We start from the raw sequence: 12764 nt of genomic DNA, 5'->3' as shown, positions 1-12764 counted from the left end.
CCCAACCCCCCCAAAGCCCCTAGCTCCCGGTGTGGAGCGCAGGCGGCAGCTGCGCGATCAGCGCCGCCGGGAGCGGCTCCACAACCTCTGGAGATTGGCCCTCTTTTCGGCCTGTGCGGCTGGTCTCGGCTACGGACTACTCCGCCATGGCTGGAGCCTGCGCGGTCCTGAGCAGGTGAACGTGATCGGCAGCCAGCAGGTGAGCCGTGATCAGGTGGTTGAGGCCGCTGGGCTGCAATTCCCCGTCCTGCTGCTCAACCTCCAACCCAAGCAGTTGCAGCAGAGGCTGGCGGCGGCGCTGCCGGTGGAGAACGTCGAGGTTGAGCGGCTGATGCTGCCTCCTCGGTTGCGGATCGATCTGGTCGACCGCCAGGCCGTCGCACGGGCGCAGCGGGGAAAGGGCGCTGGTCTTGAGCGGGGCTACGTCGATCGTCTGGGCAATTGGATGAGCCTGAGCCACCAGCAGGTCGCCCTCACCAGGACCAGTCCGCAGCCGATGGTCTCGGTGCTGGGCTGGCAGGAGTGGCACCGTCCGGCGTTGGCCCAGATCCTGGAGCGGCGCAACAGCCTGGGCAGCCCACTGCAAGAGATCCGTTTCGAGCCGAATGGCCATCTTTTGCTGCGGACCAAGGCGCTGGGCCAGGTGAGATTGGGCCCGGCCGATGCCCAGCTCCTGCGTCGCCTTGAGCTGATGCATCACCTCACCGGGGAGCTGCCAGGCCAACTCAAGGGCCGAACCATCCAATCGATTGATCTGAGTGATCCCGACAAGCCGGAACTGGGCCTGCCGGCTGCCCCCGCCAAGGAGGCTGCCAAGGGTTCCACCGGGACCGTTACGGCCGGGACCAATTGACCGGTCATTGTTCTCGAATCAGGCTTCCAAGCAAAAGTGATCGTTTAAACAGATGGGGTTTCACGTTTGGCAGACATAATGCTGCCGAAGCCGAATGGATGAGGGTTCTTCGTGGAGACTGCACCTGACGCCAATACCACCTCCACTTACCCAGATTCTCTGCACTTTTCCGTGACCACACCCTCCCACTCCCCTTCTCCCAGCAGCAACGGCATCGTGCCCAGCCAGACCGCGCGGATCGAAGTGATCGGGGTCGGCGGCGGCGGCAGTAACGCGGTCAACCGGATGATCGCCTCCGATCTCGAAGGGGTGGGCTACAGGGTTCTCAACACCGATGCTCAGGCGCTGCTGCAGTCGGCGTCCCAGAAGCGGGTGCAGTTGGGCCAGAAATTGACCCGGGGGCTTGGAGCCGGTGGCAACCCGGTGATCGGCCAGAAGGCGGCGGAAGAATCGCGCCCCGAATTGCTGGCGGCGCTTGAGGGCGCTGATCTGGTCTTTATTGCCGCCGGAATGGGTGGCGGCACGGGCACAGGAGCGGCACCGATCCTCGCCGAAGTCGCCAAGGAGTGCGGCGCCCTCACCGTTGGCATCGTCACCAAGCCGTTCAGCTTCGAGGGGCGCAAGCGCCAGAAGCAGGCGGAGGAAGGCATTGCCAGGCTGGCTGAGCATGTCGACACCCTGATCGTCATCCCCAATGACCGGCTGCGTGATGCGATCGCCGGTTCGCCTCTGCAAGAAGCGTTCCGCGCCGCCGACGACGTGTTGCGTCAGGGTGTGAAGGGCATCAGTGACATCATCACCAAACCCGGCCTGGTCAACGTTGACTTTGCCGATGTGCGTTCGGTGATGACGATGGCCGGCACAGCCCTGCTGGGCATTGGCGTGGGTTCAGGCCGCTCCCGTGCCACCGAAGCGGCCCAGGCCGCGATGAGCAGCCCGCTGCTGGAATCAGCACGAATCGATGGGGCCAAGGGCTGCGTGATCAACGTCAGCGGTGGCAAGGACATGACCCTGGAGGACATGACCAATGCCGCCGAGGTCATCTACGACCTGGTTGATCCCGATGCCAACATCATTGTTGGCGCCGTGGTGGATGAAAAGCTCGAAGGTGAGATTCACGTCACCGTGATTGCCACCGGCTTTGAAAGTGGCATTGCCTACAGGCACCAAGACAACGTCACCTCCAGTTTCGCCAGCCCCAAGCCTGCTGCTCTGACCCAACCCGCCGGCGATCAACGGGGTGCCAAGATCCCTCCCTTCCTGCTGAACCGCCAGACCCGCACCGAGGACGAGTGACCCGGAGCTTCGGGGCCGGCCATTCCCTACCTGCTGACCGTGCAGCTGCGTTGTGTGCGGCTGGATTTCGTTGGCCTTGCGTTGGCATGCCACAGATTTGACCTTCAAGGTCAACGTCCTGAAGTCAGCCAAGTTGCAAAAGGGGTGACCCGGAGCCGACGCCTGCCTGGAGCATCCCGTGTGGCTGCTCCCTTCCGGTTCTGACCAGATTTGGGCGTCCCGGCCGCATCGGTCCGAGTCGAAGCGATGATAGCAAGCCTGATTAGAAGCCCTGCCTGTCGTGCCGATCCGTCCCGGTGATCTCATCGAGCGCAAACAGGCGGGGCAACCGATCCGGCTGCTGACCGCCTGGGATGCGCTCTCGGCGGCCTGGGTGGAGGAGGCAGGCGCTGAGGCGCTGCTTGTGGGTGATTCGCTGGCGATGGTGGCGCTGGGTCACCCCACCACCCTGCCGGTGACGCTCGACGAGATGATTCACCACACCCGCGCCGTGGCCCGGGGCCTGAGCCGAGCGCCCGGTCAGCAACCCCTGCTGATCTGCGATCTGCCCTTCCTGAGCTATCAGTGCGGGCCTGATCAGGCTGTGGCGGCAGCCGGAAGGGTTCTTAAGGAGACGGCGGCGGCGGCCGTGAAGCTGGAGGGGGCTGAACCGGAAACCCTTGTGGTGGTTGATCGCCTGGTGCGTAGTGGCATCCCGGTGATGGGGCACCTCGGCTTGACTCCCCAGTCGGTGCATCGGTTCGGCTATCGGCGCCAGGCCAACGACCCGATCAGCCAGGAGCGCTTGTGCTGCCAGGCCGAGGATCTGCAGGCGGCGGGCTGCTTCGCCCTGGTGCTCGAACATGTGCCTGCGGAGTTGGCTGGCCGGCTGCGGCGGCAGTTGGCGATCCCTGTGATCGGCATCGGAGCCGGTGACGACTGCGACGGCCAGGTGCGGGTGACCGCCGATCTGCTCGGGCTCGGCAGCCGCCAGCCTCCGTTCAGCCCGGCCCTGATCGATGGTCGTGGTCTGGCGATCGAGGCGCTTCAGAGGTGGGTGCGGGCCCAGAACGCTCATCCCACCAGCCCAGCAACTCCCGCAGCACCGCATTGCTGAGGGCCAGGCCAGTCGGGTCACTGAGGCGCCAGCGGTCCCCCTCAATCAGCAGCAGGCCCTCTTCAAGGAACGGCTGCAGCCGCTGCCGCAGCGAGGCCAGTGCGCGGCGGCTGAGGCCGTAGTCGATCGCTATCTGCCCCATCGCCACCCCTTCGCGCCGGCGCAGGCCCACCATCAACAGCTCATCAAACGGTAGACCTAGCTCAGAAGCGCTCTGCTCAGGCGTGAGGCCTGGCGTCGGGCCCGGCTCGGCCTGGCTGGTTGCTCGGTTGGTTGCTTCGCTCAGCCATTCCCCATAGGCGGCCCGGGTTCGTGGCCTGGCCAATCGCCGTCCGTAGGGGGCCGAGGTGGCTCCCAGCCCGAAACCCCACCAGCCTGCCCCGCTCCAATACACCCGGTTGTGGCGTGAAACATGGCCGGGCCTGGCGTAATTGGAGATTTCGTAGTGGCCGTAGCCCGCCGCCTTCAGCCGCTCGGAGGTGAGTGCCATCAGGTCAGCGCCGAGGTCGGAATCGGGCAGTGGCAACGCGCCACGCTTTTGGCGCCAGGCGAACACGGTGCCGGGTTCGACGATCAGGTCGTAGATCGAAAGGTGGGGGGCGTCAACGGCCACGGCCTGGCGCAGCTGGTTGTGCCAGTGGTTCAGGTCCTGTTGGGGCAAGCCCTGGATCAGGTCGAGGCTCCAGCTGCCCAGCGACCCCTGCCGCTGCGCCTGGGCCAGCCAGCCGGCGGCTTCAAGCAGGTCGGCGCGCCGGTGGCGGCGGCCCAGCGTCTCCAGCACGGCGTCATCGAAGCTCTGCCCCCCCAGGCTGACGCGGTTGACGCCCGCGGCCAGCACGCCGGTGAGGCGGCGCTGATCGAAGCTGGCCGGGTCCATTTCCATGCTGATCTCCGCACCGGCAGCAAGGCCGAACTGGCAGTCCAGGCGGCTGAGCAAGGCGCCGATCTGCTCGGGGGTGAGCAAGGAGGGGGTGCCACCGCCCAGGTACACGGTGGAGAGGGGCGGCCCTGATGGGGCACTGCTGATCTCCCAGTGCAGCAGCGGAAGGTAGGCGGCGATCGAGTTGGAGTGGGCGCCGTCGGCTTTGTCTCCGAGGGGGACCACCGCGAAGTCGCAATAGAAGCAGCGCCGCTGACAGAAGGGGATGTGCAGGTAGGCGCTGCGGGGTTCACGCATGGGACGCGGGCCGGCCGCGGGCAACGGTATGGAAATCCGAGCAAGGCAAATCGACCGGAATCGGCCATGCTGCAGCTTCTGAGCAACGGTCAGCCCAGACCAACCCATGGTGGACCCGCTGATCCTGCTGTTGTTTCTGATCTCCGGCGCTGCCACCGGCTGGCTGGGCGTCGACCTGCTGCCTGCTGGGTTGCTGGATCAGGTCACGAACCTGGAGGGCCTGCGCTGGGTGCTGGCTGGCTTCGGCGCCTTTTTCGGCCTGTTGGCCGGATTCTTCTTTCAGCTGTTGCGCCGCCGACTGATGCGGCAGGTGCGGGCGATGCCCACCGATCTGCTGGTGAGCCGGGCAGTCGGACTGATCATGGGCCTGCTGGTGGCCAACCTGCTGCTGGCCCCGATCCTGCTGTTGCCGCTTCCCTGGGAGGTGATTTTCGTGAAGCCCCTGGCGGCGGTGCTCAGCAACGTCTTCTTCGGGGTGCTGGGTTACAACCTGGCCGAGGTGCACGGACGCACCCTGCTGCGCCTGTTCAACCCCGCGAGCACCGACGCCCTGCTGGTGGCCGAAGGGGTGTTGAAACCCGCCAGCGCCAAGATCCTCGACACCAGCGTGATCATTGATGGCCGCATCCGTGGGCTGCTCGATTCGGGCCTGCTGGAGGGCCAGGTGATCGTGGCCCAGGCCGTGATCGACGAACTCCAACAGCTGGCCGACTCCAGCAACAACGAAAAACGCGGCAAGGGCCGCCGTGGCCTCAACCTGCTGGCGGTGCTGCGTGAGCGCTACGGCCGCCGCCTGGTGGTGAACAGCACCCGCTACGAAGGGAATGGCGCCGACGACAAGTTGCTCAAGCTGACCGCCGATACGGCCGGCACCCTGCTCACCGCCGATTACAACCTGGCCAAGGTGGCTGAGGTGCAGGAACTCAAGGTGATGAATCTGAGCGCCCTGGTGATCGCCCTGCGGCCAGAGGTCCAACCCGGCGATGCCCTGCAGCTGAAGATCGTGCGCGAGGGCAAGGAAGCCGATCAGGGGGTCGGATACCTGGAGGACGGCACCATGGTTGTGGTGGAGGCGGCCCGCAAGCGGATCGGCCAACGGCTGCCCGTCACCGTGACCGGAGCCCTGCAGACCTCGACCGGCCGCATGGTCTTTGCCCGCTGCGATCCAGACGTTCCCAAGGAGGGGGCTGTGGTTCGGCCCACAGCTGGCCCCCGCTAGGCTCGGGCCTGATGTTGAACGTTGAGACCTGATGTCGGTGTCGGCCCCTTACTACGGCGATTCGGCAGCGATGCGCACACCGCCGCCGGATCTGCCGTCGCTGCTGTTGAAAGAGCGAATCGTCTATCTGGGTTTGCCACTCTTCTCCGACGACGACGCCAAGCGCCAGATGGGCGTGGATGTGACCGAGCTGATCGTCGCGCAGATGCTCTATCTGGAATTCGACAATCCCGAGAAGCCAATCTTTTTCTATATCAACTCAACCGGGACGAGTTGGTACACCGGCGATGCGATCGGGTTTGAAACCGAAGCCTTCGCCATCTGCGACACGATTCGCTACGTCAAACCCCCCGTCCACACGATCTGCATCGGCCAGGCGATGGGCACCGCCGCCATGATCCTCTCGGCCGGCGCCAAGGGCCACCGCGCCGCCCTGCCCCACGCCTCAATCGTGTTGCACCAGCCCCGCTCCGGCGCTCGCGGTCAGGCCAGTGACATCCAGATCAGGGCCCAGGAGGTGCTGCACAACAAACGCACCATGCTCGACATGCTCTCGGAGAACACCGGCCGCAGCGCCGAGCAACTCAGCAAGGATTCCGATCGGATGACCTACCTCACGCCGCCCGAGGCCCTGGAGTACGGCTTGATCGATCGGATCTTGACCAGCCAGAAGGAACTTCCAGCGCCGGTGGCCGGCGCGGCCTGACGGCCTACCTACTGCCTTTCCCTTCCCTCCCGTTCCACCTACCCCACTTCCAGCACCATGCCCATCGGCACCCCCAGCGTTCCTTACCGTCTGCCCGGCAGCCAGTACGAGCGTTGGGTCGACATCTACACCCGGCTGGGTGTAGAGCGCATTCTCTTTCTCGGCCAGGAAGTCAACGACGGGATTGCCAACAGCCTGGTGGCCCAGATGCTGTATCTGGATTCCGATGACAGCAGCAAGCCGATCTACCTGTACATCAATTCTCCGGGTGGTTCGGTCACCGCCGGTCTGGCGATCTTCGACACCATCCAGTACGTCAAATCGGAGGTGGTCACCATTTGCGTCGGTCTGGCGGCGAGCATGGGCGCCTTTCTCCTGGCGGCCGGCACCAAGGGCAAGCGGGTGGCCCTGCCCCACAGCCGGATCATGATCCACCAGCCCCTCGGTGGCACCAGCCAACGCCAGGCCAGTGACATCGAGATCGAAGCCCGCGAGATCCTGCGCATGAAGGACATGCTCAACCACTCGCTCGCCGAGATGTGCGGCCAGCCCGATGAGAAGGTTGCCAAGGACACCGATCGCGACTACTTCCTCAGCGCCGCCGAAGCGATGGAGTACGGCCTGATCGATCGGGTCATCGCGCACCCCAGCGAAGCCTGAGGGCGGGATCGGCCCAACCGTAGGATCCGCCTCTGCCCTGCCCGATCAGCCGGATGGCCCAGCTCTTCTACGACACCGACGCCGACCTCAGCCTTCTGAACGGCAAAACCGTTGCCATCATTGGCTACGGCTCCCAGGGCCACGCCCACGCCCTCAACCTCAAGGACAGCGGCGTCAGCGTTGTGGTGGGGCTCTACGAAGGCAGCCGCTCGGTGGAGAAGGCCAAGGCGGATGGTCTTGAGGTGCTCAGCGTCGCCGAGGCTTGTGCCAAGGCGGACTGGATCATGGTGCTGCTCCCTGATGAGACCCAGAAATCGGTGTACGCCGCCGAGATCGCGCCGCACCTGAGCGCCGGCAAGGTGCTCAGCTTCGCCCATGGTTTCAACATCCGCTTCGGCCAGATCGTTCCTCCCGCCGATGTGGACGTGGTGATGATTGCGCCGAAGGGTCCTGGACACACCGTGCGCTGGGAGTATCAGAACGGCCAGGGCGTTCCAGCACTGTTCGCCATTCACCAGGACGCCACGGGCCAGGCCCGCGGTCTGGCGATGGCCTATGCCAAGGCGATCGGCGGCACCCGCGCCGGCATCCTTGAAACCAATTTCAAGGAAGAAACCGAAACCGATCTCTTTGGTGAGCAGGCGGTGCTCTGCGGAGGCCTGAGTGAGCTGGTGAAAGCCGGCTTCGAAACCTTGGTGGAAGCGGGCTATCAGCCCGAGCTGGCCTACTTCGAATGCCTGCACGAGGTCAAGCTGATCGTTGATCTGATGGTCAAGGGCGGCCTCACCGCCATGCGCGATTCGATCTCCAACACCGCCGAATACGGCGACTATGTGAGTGGCCCTCGCCTGATCACGGCGGAGACCAAGGCGGAGATGCGGCGCATTCTTGTTGATATCCAGGACGGCACCTTCGCGAAGAATTTCGTGGCCGAATGCGAGGCCGGCAAACCGGCGATGACCGCAGCCCGCCAGCGTGATTCCCAGCACCCGATTGAGCATGTCGGCAAGGGGCTGCGCTCGATGTTCAGCTGGCTCAAGACCACCTGATCGGATCCGCGCACCCTGCCCTGCTCCCCTGGCTTGCCGTCGCCGTGGCCTGCCTGCTCGATCGGCTGATCGGCGACCCGCCGGGCTGGCTGCATCCGGTTCAGGTGATGGGCTGGTGGATCGCCGTTTTGCGCCAACGGGCCGAGGCCTGGGCAGGTGATCAGCCTTGGCGCCTACGGCTCGCCGGTGGCCTGATCACCGTGCTGCTGGTGGGCGGAAGTGGCGGCCTGGGTTGGGCCCTGGAATCCCTGGCTCGCTCGCAGCCTCTGATCGGCCAGCCGCTGCTGTTGCTGGCCCTGGCCAGTTGCCTGGCGGGTGAAAGCCTGGATCGGGCCGTGCGAGGCGTTCTGGCGGGTCTGGCTGGCCGCAAGGCTGGGGCTGACAAGGCTGGGGCTGCCAGCGATGGGCCAAGCGAGCATGGGCTGGAGCGGGCCCGTGCTCGCTTGGCCTGGATCGTCGGCCGCGATGTGGAGAATCTTGATGGGGCCGGCATTCTGCGGGCAGCGGCGGAAACGGCCGCCGAGAACGGCGTGGATGGATTGTTCGCTCCCCTGTTCTGGATGCTGGTGGGGGCTGGGCTGGGGGGATTCGGCCTGTGGGGAGTTGGTCTGTGGGGAGCAACCCCAAATCCGGGCGAAGGTTTCCTGCCAGGGCCACTCACGCTGGCCTGGGCCTACAAGGCCTCCAGCACCCTCGATTCGATGCTGGGCTATCGCCGCGGAAGGTTGCAGTGGCTCGGCACGGCCGGCGCTCGCCTCGATGACCTGCTCACCTGGTTGCCCTGCCGGTTCGTGGCCCTGAGCCTCCCCCTGGTCAGCGGCCGGGGCCTGCAGGCGTGGGGACAGGTGGGATGTGCGTTTCGGGAGGGCCGCAGTGACCCTTCCCCCAATGCCGGCCTTTCCCAGGCGGCCTATGCCCAGGCGGCCCAGGTGCAGCTCGGAGGGGTCAATCACTACCGGGGAGAACGTCGCCTCAAGCCGCTGCTTGGCGTCGGATTCGCGGCGGTCGATCAAGCCGGGGTTGAGAGGATCCTGTCGTTGAACAAGCGACTGGAAGTGGCTTGGTTGTTGATGGCCCTGGCCCTGGCGCTCCTCGCTGACAGGGTTCTGGCTCAGTAGGCGCCCCTGTCCATGGGCAACAGGATCACTCCGATGGTGCGGATGATGATCGTGAGATCGAGCCAGAAGGTCTGGCGTCTGGCGTAGCTGACATCAAGCCTGACCCGGCTCGGGTAGGAGAGGTTGTTGCGACCGGACACCTGCCAGAGGCCGCTGAGGCCAGGCCGGACCGCCAGCACCGTATCCATCTGGTCTCCGTAGCGTTCGAGCTCGGCTCTGACGATCGGCCTAGGCCCGACCACACTCATTTGTCCCCTGAGCACGTTGAGGAACTGGGGAAGTTCATCAAGGCTGGAGCGGCGCAGGAACCGGCCGATGGGCGTGATGCGCGGATCGGCCTTGAGTTTGAAGTCTTTCTTGAACTCGGCGGAAAGTCCGGGGGATTGCTCCAGAAGCGCGTGCAGGATGCGATCGGCGTCCGGACGCATGGTTCGGAATTTGATGCAGCCGAACTCTCTGTAACTGCGCCCGACCCGCCGCTGGACGTAGAACACCGGCCCCGGTGAGCTGAACTTGACCAGAATGGCCAACAGCAGAAACAAAGGGCTGCCCAGCCCAAGCACCGCCAGGGACAACAACAGATCGCCTGTTCGCTTGATGACCCTCGAGCGCTTCGACTGCGCCTCGATCAGCGCGTGGGCCGGGACAACAGCACGGCCTGATGGCTCGCTGGCGGGAAACGCCGCCGTTGGATTCAGGGCTGGACGAACCAACGGGGTGTAAACGGTGGACGTTGCCAACAGGGCCACCACTCCAGAGGCTTGCTCGCGCGGGTTCGGCCGAAGTGGGTTGGGCTGGTGAATGGTTACAAGCTCGCCGACATGCTCAAACTGTAAAAATCATTTCCCGCTTCCACCAGCGGCGAAGGTCACTCAGGCCAGAGGCACAGAGGCTTCAGGCCAGGGGGAAAGGCAGGGCGGTGCGGTTGTTGCCTTGGTCTTCAACATGCTGGTCCCAGTAACGCTCCAGCAGGACCCTCAGCCGGTCGCGGAATCGCTCAGGGCTGAATTGGGCGGCCCAGCGCTGCTGCTCTTCAGCAGGCAGCCGCTTCCAGAGCTGTCCCTCTTCGAAGAAAGACAGGGCCTCGACGAGGGCCGTGCTGGTCTGCTGGCCAAACAACAGTCCGGTCGGTTGGCTGGCGCCGCTGGCCAGGCAGCGAACGCTGTCGAGCAGTCCGCCCTGTCCCAGGGCGATGACCGGGGCACCGGCGGCCATGGCTTCCACGGCGGCGATTCCGAAATCTTCCAGCCCGCCATAGACGTAGGCGCGGCAGCGACCCATCAGTTCGTTCACCTGCTCGGTGGAGCGATGGCCCAGAAAGGTCACAGTGGGGCCAGCCATGGCCTCAAGTCGCCGTCGCTCCGGTCCCTCACCGACAACGATCAAGGGAAGTCCGCTGCGGTTGAACGCCTGCACCACCAGGTCAACGCGCTTGTAGGGCACCAACCGGCAGACCGAGAGGTAGTACTCCTCCCGTGGCAGATCCCAGCGGAATCGCTCCACATTCACCGGGGGATGGAGAACCTGAGACGGGCGCCCCCAGCAGCGCTGGATCCGCCGCGCCGTGAAGCGCGAGTTGGCGATCAACCGGTTCGGGCGCCGACTGCTGATCACATCCCACTGGCGCAACTGGTGCAGTTGCCAGCGCACCCAGGGACCAAGCGGGCCGCGGGCGACCGCCGAACCCGCCAGGTAGGCGTGCATCTGGTCCCAGGCGTAGCGAACCGGCGTGTGTACATAGCTGACATGCAACTGGTCCGGTGCGGTGAGGATCCCCTTGGCCACCAGATGGCTGCTGCTGATCACCAGGGGGTAGCCAGAGAGGTCGAGCTGCTCGATCGCCAGCGGCAGCAAGGGCAGGTACTGCTGTACATGGCTGCGGCCCCAGGGCAGGCGCTGCACGAAGGAAGTCTGGATTCGGCGGCCAGCCAGCCAGCTTTCAGGCCTGCGGCTCTCCCCATCCACCAGAGCGAACAGCTGGGGGTGGAGCAGCTGGTCCAGCTCCCGCACAACCTGTTCGGCCCCACCCACCGAACGGGGCGTGAACCATTCGTGCACGAGGGCGATGGAGCTGGGCAGGGCAGGCATTTCGGCACCGTAGAGGGCGCCAGAAGGGCGCGCACGTCACGAATGCTCTCAGCTGATTGCGTTCCTGCTCTCTGATCCGGATGCTGAACGCAGCTCGTGCCCACCATGGCGATTCGCGAACTCCTGGAGGATGCCCTCGATGAACCATCGATCGGCCTGACCAGCTGCTTCAGCTGGCATGCCACCTCGGTCGGCATCGCCGCCCTCTGGCTGGCCGGCAAGGCTCCGGCCCAACCTCCCTTTGAGGAGGCCCTGCAGGAAGGCCTGCAGGTGGGCCTGGATCTCAGCCGTGAGGAACGGGAATTTCACCAGATCCCCAAGGGTCTGGTGCTGCTGTTCCATTCCTGAAGCCCCGCCGGCCAGTACGGCCTCGCTGCACGGGGATGGAAGACTGAGCCGTCTTGAGTGGCTGCAGACGATGGCGGACCGCAACTTGAGCCCCGGCCCTGACAACACCCAACCGACAGCCAGCCCTGCAGTAGCCAGCCCTGCAGCCCGGGTCTCCCTCTGGGCGAGTAAACCCTGGTGGTGCCAGCCCTGGACGATCCTGACCACAGGCATCGTCATCAGTGGCTCAAGTTGGCTTCTGCTCCAGCGTTGGTGGATCACACTGCCTGTGGTGCTGGCCGTTCTGGCCTGGTGGTGGTTGTTCCTCGTCCTGGTGCCCGCAGGGGCGGAAGCAGCGGCGCCTTCAGAGCTGACCGAGTGAATTGGTGGCCATGCCAACAACACAGCATCGACCGATTCGCTTCAGTAGGGTCAATGGGGCTACAGGACCCCTCAGGACCAGCTTTGATTCGCCGTAGCCATGTTCCTCGCATGGCCACTGTCCTCACTTTCGCCAAATTGTTCTTGAGTTGTTTCCGAGCCGTTTCAGCCATCCTTGAGTCATGACCCATGAGCTATGAGCCCGGTACCAGCGAGTGCCGGTTGTTGATCGACAGCAAGGCCCAGATCGAAACGGTGCTGGCCAATCTCTCCCGATTGGAGAACACCGACCACATCAGGCTGCAGTTGCTTGCCGTCTACAACCAGCTGGAGGGGTTGCACGACCTCAGGCGCTCCAAGCTTCCTGTGGGATCGGCTTCTTCAGGGGTCGACACGGATGGAAACGCCTGAGGAAGGCCTCCATGGGCATCGGGCCGCAGCGCCGTTTCCAGCCCGGACCTTCCAGCTCACGCCCCCAGGCGGAAATTCTCAGGGGGCATGTCCCTCCCAGCCGGTAGACGATCAAGTAGCGGTAGTCGCACTCGGCGCAGTCCGCAGGCGAGGGAACCGGTTCTCCCTGGCGCTGGCAGCGCAGGAACCCCGCCACCAAGCCTGCCGCTCCGAAGGCCATGGCGTCACGATCGGTTGAAGCGGCGGCCAGCCGCAGGGCCGCCGCAGCCGGGTAGCCCCCGTCACCGAGATAGAGATGGAGCGGTGCCCAGTCTGGAAAGCCAAGAAAGGAGAAGACGGCACAGGTAGCCACGGCAGCGAACAAATGGTGAATCACCCCGTCA

At 64.9% G+C, this 12764-nt stretch carries 15 protein-coding genes and 1 other RNA gene; 11 read left to right on the top strand and 5 right to left on the bottom strand.

The window, feature by feature from the left end; all coding sequences use genetic code 11:
- Positions 1–31 precede the first annotated feature (31 nt).
- Positions 32–853, top strand: a complete 822-nt coding sequence (locus tag BM449_RS02845; RefSeq protein WP_233831004.1) for an FtsQ-type POTRA domain-containing protein — start codon at positions 32–34, stop codon at positions 851–853.
- A gap of 171 nt (positions 854–1024) precedes the next feature.
- Positions 1025–2149, top strand: a complete 1125-nt coding sequence (gene ftsZ, locus BM449_RS02840) for a cell division protein FtsZ (protein WP_071799987.1) — start codon at positions 1025–1027, stop codon at positions 2147–2149.
- Positions 2150–2292: 143 nt separating this feature from the next.
- Here ftsZ and ffs read toward each other — a convergent pair.
- Positions 2293–2389: signal recognition particle sRNA small type (ffs, locus tag BM449_RS02835), an RNA gene on the bottom strand.
- A gap of 46 nt (positions 2390–2435) precedes the next feature.
- Here ffs and panB point away from each other — a divergent pair.
- Positions 2436–3245 (top strand): 3-methyl-2-oxobutanoate hydroxymethyltransferase, encoded by an 810-nt coding sequence (gene panB, locus BM449_RS02830; protein WP_071801899.1) that lies wholly within the window; start codon positions 2436–2438, stop codon positions 3243–3245.
- Here panB and hemW read toward each other — a convergent pair.
- Complete coding sequence (gene hemW, locus BM449_RS02825; RefSeq protein WP_071799986.1) at positions 3130–4422, bottom strand: radical SAM family heme chaperone HemW; 1293 nt, start codon at positions 4420–4422, stop codon at positions 3130–3132. The genes panB and hemW overlap by 116 nt on opposite strands.
- A gap of 106 nt (positions 4423–4528) precedes the next feature.
- On the opposite strand from hemW, the gene BM449_RS02820 reads away from it, so the two are divergent.
- From BM449_RS02820 to BM449_RS02800, 5 genes are read left to right on the top strand one after another with little or no spacing between them, the layout of a single operon-like run.
- The gene (locus BM449_RS02820) at positions 4529–5641 is read left to right on the top strand and encodes a hypothetical protein (protein ID WP_071799985.1); all 1113 of its coding nucleotides are present in this window, start codon (positions 4529–4531) and stop codon (positions 5639–5641) included.
- A gap of 31 nt (positions 5642–5672) precedes the next feature.
- Positions 5673–6347, top strand: a complete 675-nt coding sequence (locus BM449_RS02815) for an ATP-dependent Clp protease proteolytic subunit (RefSeq protein ID WP_071799984.1) — start codon at positions 5673–5675, stop codon at positions 6345–6347.
- 57 nt (positions 6348–6404) lie between these two features.
- Positions 6405–7007, top strand: coding sequence for an ATP-dependent Clp protease proteolytic subunit (locus tag BM449_RS02810; protein WP_071799983.1), 603 nt, complete (start codon positions 6405–6407; stop codon positions 7005–7007).
- A gap of 53 nt (positions 7008–7060) precedes the next feature.
- Entirely contained in the window at positions 7061–8056 is a 996-nt protein-coding gene (gene ilvC / locus BM449_RS02805) for a ketol-acid reductoisomerase (protein ID WP_071799982.1), read from the top strand.
- A 44-nt stretch (positions 8057–8100) separates the two neighbouring features.
- Positions 8101–9174: a CobD/CbiB family cobalamin biosynthesis protein gene (locus tag BM449_RS02800; RefSeq protein ID WP_233831002.1), complete on the top strand. Its 1074-nt coding sequence runs from the start codon at positions 8101–8103 to the stop codon at positions 9172–9174.
- Here the strand turns inward: BM449_RS02800 and BM449_RS02795 are convergent.
- Both BM449_RS02795 and BM449_RS02790 read right to left on the bottom strand, forming a co-directional pair.
- On the bottom strand, positions 9168–9872 hold the full coding sequence (locus tag BM449_RS02795) for a sugar transferase (protein ID WP_233831224.1): 705 nt from the start codon (positions 9870–9872) through the stop codon (positions 9168–9170). The genes BM449_RS02800 and BM449_RS02795 overlap by 7 nt on opposite strands.
- Before the next feature lie 196 nt (positions 9873–10068).
- On the bottom strand, positions 10069–11262 hold the full coding sequence (locus BM449_RS02790) for a glycosyltransferase (protein ID WP_071799980.1): 1194 nt from the start codon (positions 11260–11262) through the stop codon (positions 10069–10071).
- A gap of 105 nt (positions 11263–11367) precedes the next feature.
- On the opposite strand from BM449_RS02790, the gene BM449_RS02785 reads away from it, so the two are divergent.
- From BM449_RS02785 to BM449_RS02775, 3 genes are all read left to right on the top strand, one after another.
- Complete coding sequence (locus BM449_RS02785; RefSeq protein ID WP_071799979.1) at positions 11368–11610, top strand: hypothetical protein; 243 nt, start codon at positions 11368–11370, stop codon at positions 11608–11610.
- Positions 11611–11680: 70 nt separating this feature from the next.
- Positions 11681–11971, top strand: coding sequence for a DUF6737 family protein (locus tag BM449_RS02780; protein ID WP_071799978.1), 291 nt, complete (start codon positions 11681–11683; stop codon positions 11969–11971).
- Positions 11972–12159: 188 nt separating this feature from the next.
- Positions 12160–12381: a hypothetical protein gene (locus BM449_RS02775; protein WP_071799977.1), complete on the top strand. Its 222-nt coding sequence runs from the start codon at positions 12160–12162 to the stop codon at positions 12379–12381.
- Here the strand turns inward: BM449_RS02775 and BM449_RS14900 are convergent.
- Positions 12317–12733 carry a hypothetical protein gene (locus tag BM449_RS14900; RefSeq protein ID WP_071801897.1) on the bottom strand — a complete coding sequence of 139 codons (417 nt, stop codon included), beginning with the start codon at positions 12731–12733 and terminating at the stop codon, positions 12317–12319. The two genes, BM449_RS02775 and BM449_RS14900, sit on opposite strands and share 65 nt — an antisense overlap.
- Between the last annotated feature and the right edge of the window lie 31 nt (positions 12734–12764).

This window comes from Synechococcus sp. SynAce01, assembly GCF_001885215.1.
Classification (GTDB): Bacteria; Cyanobacteriota; Cyanobacteriia; order PCC-6307; family Cyanobiaceae; genus Regnicoccus; species Regnicoccus frigidus.
The sequence above is the reverse complement of the archived record's forward strand: the minus strand, read 5'-3'. Positions and strand labels throughout refer to the sequence as shown.

What these genes read in the sequence shown, in the direction of transcription:
- BM449_RS02815 (WP_071799984.1), top strand. Translation starts at nt 5,673, where the DNA reads ATGTCGGTGTCGGCCCCTTACTACGGCGATTCGGCAGCGATGCGCACA.
- BM449_RS02810 (WP_071799983.1), top strand. Translation starts at nt 6,405, where the DNA reads ATGCCCATCGGCACCCCCAGCGTTCCTTACCGTCTGCCCGGCAGCCAG.
- BM449_RS02785 (WP_071799979.1), top strand. Translation starts at nt 11,368, where the DNA reads ATGGCGATTCGCGAACTCCTGGAGGATGCCCTCGATGAACCATCGATC.
- hemW (WP_071799986.1), bottom strand. Translation starts at nt 4,422, where the DNA reads ATGCGTGAACCCCGCAGCGCCTACCTGCACATCCCCTTCTGTCAGCGG.
- BM449_RS02775 (WP_071799977.1), top strand. Translation starts at nt 12,160, where the DNA reads ATGAGCTATGAGCCCGGTACCAGCGAGTGCCGGTTGTTGATCGACAGC.
- ilvC (WP_071799982.1), top strand. Translation starts at nt 7,061, where the DNA reads ATGGCCCAGCTCTTCTACGACACCGACGCCGACCTCAGCCTTCTGAAC.
- BM449_RS02780 (WP_071799978.1), top strand. Translation starts at nt 11,681, where the DNA reads ATGGCGGACCGCAACTTGAGCCCCGGCCCTGACAACACCCAACCGACA.
- BM449_RS02820 (WP_071799985.1), top strand. Translation starts at nt 4,529, where the DNA reads ATGGTGGACCCGCTGATCCTGCTGTTGTTTCTGATCTCCGGCGCTGCC.
- BM449_RS02790 (WP_071799980.1), bottom strand. Translation starts at nt 11,262, where the DNA reads ATGCCTGCCCTGCCCAGCTCCATCGCCCTCGTGCACGAATGGTTCACG.